The sequence below is a fragment of the Opacimonas viscosa genome, from assembly GCF_024199005.1.
GTDB classification, from domain to species: Bacteria; Pseudomonadota; Gammaproteobacteria; order Enterobacterales; family Alteromonadaceae; genus Opacimonas; species Opacimonas viscosa.
In genome coordinates, this window is the sequence record NZ_JANATA010000104.1 from 1 (window position 1) to 275 (window position 275).

Sequence of the window (275 nt, forward strand, 5' to 3'; positions counted from 1 at the left end):
GATTTGCCAGGATATGGCTTTGCAAAAGTGCCAGTAGCCATGAAAAAGAAGTGGCAGGCGTCACTTGGTGAATATCTTCAAAAGCGCAAGTCCCTTAAAGGATTAGTCGTTTTAATGGATATTCGTCACCCCTTCAAAGATTTAGACCAAGATCTTATCCATTGGGCAGTAGCCTCAAATATTCCTGTACTGGCACTTCTCACTAAAGCCGACAAACTTAAAAGCGGTAAGCGAAAGGCACAGCTGTTAATGGCGCGTGAAGCTGCGATGGCATT

The 275-nt window shown here is 44.4% G+C and carries 1 protein-coding gene; it reads left to right on the top strand.

The features are described from left to right. On the top strand, nucleotides 1–275 hold a 275-nt coding region (locus tag NLF92_RS12880; protein WP_489886390.1), incomplete at both ends, for a P-loop NTPase family protein.